The organism is Acinetobacter sp. GFQ9D191M (assembly GCF_011174875.1).
Taxonomy (GTDB): Bacteria; Pseudomonadota; Gammaproteobacteria; order Pseudomonadales; family Moraxellaceae; genus Acinetobacter.
The window spans coordinates 1-5,136 of the sequence record NZ_JAALGV010000027.1; the positions used below are offsets into that span (position 1 = coordinate 1).

At 36.2% G+C, this 5,136-nt stretch carries 6 protein-coding genes and 2 pseudogenes; 4 read left to right on the forward strand and 4 right to left on the reverse strand.

The features are described 5' to 3' along the window. A pseudogene (locus G5T77_RS05410) lies at nt 1-246 on the reverse strand (selenium binding protein); the annotation flags it as partial. A 750-nt stretch (nt 247-996) separates the two neighbouring features. Here G5T77_RS05410 and repM point away from each other — a divergent pair. Beyond that, entirely contained in the window at nt 997-1,926 is a 930-nt protein-coding gene (gene repM, locus G5T77_RS05415) for a replication initiation protein RepM (protein ID WP_004647575.1), read from the forward strand. Beyond that, entirely contained in the window at nt 1,923-2,219 is a 297-nt protein-coding gene (locus G5T77_RS05420; RefSeq protein ID WP_034707427.1) for a hypothetical protein, read from the forward strand. The genes repM and G5T77_RS05420 overlap by 4 nt, the downstream gene beginning before the upstream one ends. Here G5T77_RS05420 and G5T77_RS05425 read toward each other — a convergent pair. Further along, nucleotides 2,216-2,527 carry an HU family DNA-binding protein gene (locus G5T77_RS05425; protein WP_004647573.1) on the reverse strand — a complete coding sequence of 104 codons (312 nt, stop codon included), beginning with the start codon at nt 2,525-2,527 and terminating at the stop codon, nt 2,216-2,218. The genes G5T77_RS05420 and G5T77_RS05425 overlap by 4 nt on opposite strands. A 2-nt stretch (nt 2,528-2,529) precedes the next feature. Continuing rightward, the gene (locus tag G5T77_RS05430; protein ID WP_005099140.1) at nt 2,530-2,817 is read right to left on the reverse strand and encodes a hypothetical protein; all 288 of its coding nucleotides are present in this window, start codon (nt 2,815-2,817) and stop codon (nt 2,530-2,532) included. A 212-nt stretch (nt 2,818-3,029) separates the two neighbouring features. On the opposite strand from G5T77_RS05430, the gene mobQ reads away from it, so the two are divergent. Continuing rightward, nucleotides 3,030-3,983 (forward strand): MobQ family relaxase, encoded by a 954-nt coding sequence (gene mobQ, locus G5T77_RS05435; protein ID WP_068534583.1) that lies wholly within the window; start codon nt 3,030-3,032, stop codon nt 3,981-3,983. Then, entirely contained in the window at nt 3,980-4,450 is a 471-nt protein-coding gene (locus tag G5T77_RS05440) for a hypothetical protein (protein WP_046650746.1), read from the forward strand. The genes mobQ and G5T77_RS05440 overlap by 4 nt, the downstream gene beginning before the upstream one ends. Nucleotides 4,451-4,938: 488 nt before the next feature. On the opposite strand, the pseudogene G5T77_RS05445 reads toward G5T77_RS05440, so the two are convergent. After that, a pseudogene (locus G5T77_RS05445) lies at nt 4,939-5,136 on the reverse strand (selenium binding protein); the annotation flags it as partial.

Genomic DNA, 5,136 nt, shown 5'->3' on the forward strand with positions numbered 1-5,136 from the left:
AATATCACTAAAAAGCTTTGCAATAGTTGTATTAGAACTGGCTGTAATCGTTTTTTTGATAGCAGGTGCAAGATCCCCAGATGTTTCATCTATAAGCTTATGCCATTCATATTTACCAGTCTGGTCTGCTCTTAGGATGTTTTCAATCACAAAGCTATTATTTGAATTAAATACGCAAATAGCCGTTCCTATAAGTTCTCTATACTTTTTTGATGGCAAAGCTTGACGTGTGTAACTTTCAGACATGTTATTAAGTCCTATATTTCAATTTTTAAAGATTTCCTAAAATTAACATAATACACCTTATACGAAATACGCTATAATTCCACTTAGAAATCAATGCTGTAGTTTCTATTTTATAGCCCAATCGAGCCCGTTTGGGCTTTTTTTATGATTTTTTATGTTCCACGAATATTCTTTAATCAATGTTCCACGGTTTTGATTAGATATTTTAATAATTAAACTCCTCCCAATAAGAGCCGAGCGAGTGTCTACGAGCGATCAACTGGCATTAAAATTTTGCGCCTACCTTTTCCCTGATTACAAGCTCCCTTTTGATTTTAAACGGTAGATACAGAGCATCCCGAATGGGTGCGAATTTTGGAGCTTTTGCTTTTCAAAAAATATGAGCGAAGCGAATACATTATCAATGCTTTTACTTTTGAATATCACAAACAGTATTAATTAAAAACTGCCCCTCGAAGCGAGGAACGAGCTTCAATAGAGTACGAGCTTTAGCGAGTACCTAGGGCAGTTCCACTCCCCTGCCGAAAGGCTTTTAATTATTTTTAAAGCTTTTAAATGCTTTTAGACCCTATGAAAGCATTGGTATCAGAGGGTTTCACTCTCAATAAGCACACAAATTCTCTTGTATAAGCACACAAATTCTCTTGTATAAGCACACAAATTCTCTTGTATAAGCACACAAATTCTCTTGATTTACACACATATTATATGTAGTGTTTAAATACACATTAATAATAACGTGTATTTAATATGAAGAATGGTTTAGTTGTGAAAGATAATGCATTAATAAACGCCAGTTATAATTTAGAACTAACAGAACAGCGTTTAATTATGCTGGCGATAATTAATGCAAGGGAATTAGGACAGGGCATCACGGCAGATAGCAAACTAGAAATACATGCTAGTGATTATGCAAAGCTCTTTAATGTATCGGCAGATGCATCCTATAAAGCTCTAAAAGAAGCTGTAAACAATCTATTTAATAGACAGTTTAGCTATACAGCAGAATACAAAAAAACAGGAAAAGTGGGTGTTGTTCGCTCTCGTTGGGTTAGTCGTATTTTTTATGTAGATGACTTAGCGCTATTAGAAATTACTTTCGCACCTGACGTAGTGCCGTTAATCACTCGATTAGAAGAACATTTTACGAAATACGAAGCCAAACAAGTTGCACACTTAACCAGTAAGTACGCCACCAGACTTTATGAATTATTAATCGCCTGGCGTGAGGTTGGTAAAACACCAATTTTTGAACTGCAACAATTACGTAAAAATTTAGGTGTTGAAGATGATGAATATCAACGTATGCATCATTTTAAAAACCGTGTATTAGACACAGCTATTACCCAGATCAATGAGCATACGGATATAAAAACCACTTATGAACAGCATAAACAAGGGCGTACCATCACTGGGTTTTCATTCAGGTTTAAGCAAAAAACACAGCCGAAAATTGAAATTAAACGTGATCCCAATACCCCTGATTTTTTCATCAAAATGACCGATGCTCAGCGCCACTTATTTGCCAATAAAATGTCTGAAATGCCCGAAATGAGCAAATACTCACAAGGTACGGAAAGTTTTCAGCAATTTGCTATTCGTATCGCTGACATGCTTTTAGAGCCTGAAAAGTTCAGAGAGCTTTATCCATGTTTAGAAAAAGCAGGGTTTCAAGCATGATGAAATTAACCAACCTATTAGAAGAACTTCACGGCACACAAGCTGAATACCTCGATATCGTAAATTATGAAATTGCGAGGGAAAATATATGCGGTTATATCTTCCTATTATCCCGAATATCCCAAAATGCAGAACCCACCGAAAAAATGCAGATGGAAAGCAAAATAGAGGACTTAATTTACTATCGGGATAATTTGCAGATCGAAGATAAGGAAAATATCCAAAAGGTCTTAAATGAGCTAATTCCAGAGTATAAAGCCGAACAAGAAAAACAAAGAGCTAAGAAAAATTAGGCTTTCTTCTTAGCTTTACTTTTTTGCTTTGGCTTAACAATAAATTGCTCTCCCAAAGCCTTACCTTGTTTAAAAGTAACGATTTCCTTAGCTTCAATTTTAAGTTTTTCTCCAGTTTTAGGATTGCGTCCCATTCTTTCTGGACGTTGTTTTACTGAAAAAGTACCAAAATCAACTAATCGGACATTTTTTTCTTCAACTAGGGCTTCTGTAATGACTTCAAGAACAGAATTGAGAACAACTCTTGCTTCGTCTTGATTAATATTTAATTTAGGTGCTAATTTGGCAATTAAATCGGCTTTATTCATAATTAATTTTCCTCAATATTTGGTAAGTCAAAAAGCTGTCTATCTCTATTTTCAGTTAAATATTCATTAAGTTCCATGAGTATTTTTTCTTTGTTGGCTTCATTACTTTGCATCTTTTTAATTAAATAAGAACCGAGCAAAATTTTACGTCGAGTATCATCCTTTCTTTCTTGCTCTTTTTGCTTCGATCTTTCTCTAGCTTCGATAGCTTGTTTACGAGCCTTTAACTGTTTCAGCTTCTCTAATTGGGCTTCGATTTTCTTTTCAAGAGTTTCAGCAGTTTTTGTCATGATTCAGATTTCGGGATATAGAAAACCACTCAAGCATAAGGCCCTATGAATTGAAATTCAAGCGGGCTATATGCTATCGTGTTTTTCATGAAATGCGCACTTACGACTTGGATTTCATCCAAGTCAAAGTTTGCGTAAGGGGAATCCCCTTAACCCCAAAAATCGCTACGCAATTTTTAAAAGCAAAAGCAAAACCATCACAAGGCTAAGGCATGGCAATTTATCACTGTACGACGAAGACTGTTAACCGAAGTTCGGGACGAACTGCGGTTGCATCTATGGCTTATCGTGCAGGAGAAAAATTGAAAGATGAACGGACAGGATTAACGCACGACTTTACGAGAAAAGAAGGTGTGGTTTATACCGAAATTATTTCTAATTTGGATATCGAATTAGACCGAAGCCAAGTCTGGAATATGGCAGAAAAATCAGAGAACCGAAAAGATGCCCGAACAGCACGTGAATGGGTGATTGCTTTGCCTGATGAATTAGATGAGGAACAACGAAAAGAACTGGCCAAAGAGTTTGCGCAATCTTTAGTAGACCGTTATGGAGTAATCGCGGATTTAGCCATTCATGCACCTAGTCAGAATGGCAGTGATAAAAATCATCATGCACATATCTTACTGACAACGCGCAAGGCCGAATTAGATCCAGAGCAGAATTTAGTTCTTAAAGATAAAGCCGATATTGAGTTAAGTAATACCAAAAGAAAAACACTGGGTATGGGAACAAGCCAGGAAGAAATTAAACAGATCCGTTCCACCTGGGCAAACCTAGCGAATCATGCCCTCGAACATGCAGGGTATCGGGAAAGAATCGACCACCGCAGCTATGTCGATCAAGGTAATCAGCTACAAGCCACTATCCATGAGGGTAGCAAGGTCACGCAGATGCGCAGGAAAGGTATAGATACTGAGATCAGTCGTTTCAACGACACGGTAAAACAGCAGAACAGCCAACAGCTCCAAAACAAACAACAGCATAAAGAAAAAACCTTAGAACAAGGGTTCAACCGTGTTGAGCAAGGCTTTGAGCAATGGAAGAAAGCACAGGAAGTTAAACGCCTAGAACTGGAACGTAAACAGCAATTGAAGCTACAGCAAGAACAAGCCATGAAACAGAAACACCGCAAGAGCATGAAGAGAAGTGGACCATCGCTATGAGCAGCCAAAATGATTTAGATGATCAGTTGTATATTCTATTAGCCTCCATGAAGGAATATAGAGAAGCTATAGCAGATGATAACAAGCGATTAGAGACGTTTTACAACAAAGTAGCTAGTGGGGTACTAGAACAAAGCAAAAAGACCCTAAATAACGCAAATCAGGAAGCTACACGTGCCCTTCAAGGTCGCATCCATGAACTAGACAAGGCTACCGACAAATTGAACTACAGATTTATTGCCTTGTTATGTGCAATTTTCCTCAGTCTGGTGCTGGTTTTCCTGTCTTTTATATTTTTATTTATTCCAAGTTTTGATGAGATCAAGGAACGTCGTGCAGAGGCAGCGTGGCTAGAACAAAGATATAATTTAGATATTAGAAATTGTAATGATAAATCTTGTGTCCGAGTTATGAAAAATGACTGTCATGGAACGAATAAGGATTACTGTGTTATTGACCCTAAATAAATACTGGCAAGTACTTTGCTCGGTTCTTTTCTTAATCTTATTGCTACCGAATATCGCAAAGTGGCTCGACTTTGAGATATGGCAATAGCCATGTCTCAAAGTATCGAGCTTTACTTTTCATTCTTTATGTCCTATCTATTTGCTATAGGGAAGCATACTTTATAGCACTGATAGTGGAATTAATAATGAGAAGGCATTTGATTTTCCTAGCTTTTATAATAATGATTTTTATTTTAGCTCTCGTTGTTAAACTCGATAATGATCGGAAAAAATTTGAAGTATTCAATGAAGTAGAGACAACAAGCAAGTTTATACAAAAAAAACCATAGTTTTTTTATGGTTTTTTAAATACTTTATAAAATATAAATCCTTATTTGAGTTTCCATAACCCAGTATTCCATGACTGGGCTTTTTTTTATATTTTCAAATAGTGTTTTAGTAAAAATCAATCAAATTTCGTATAACAGCCATTATGTTAAATGGGGTAATTAGAATCCTCTAAATTGATGAAGTTCAGTTGAAAGTTCTTGATTTAAATTGATAAAGTTTAATAAATATTCTTCTGTAATTATTTCCTGTCTACCATTTTTATACTTAGTTGCTAACATTTGATCATTAGGGTCATCAGTCATTCCCGCTGGAGCCGTAATTTGAAAGCTATGTGCTATTCGATTTCTTATAGCAAC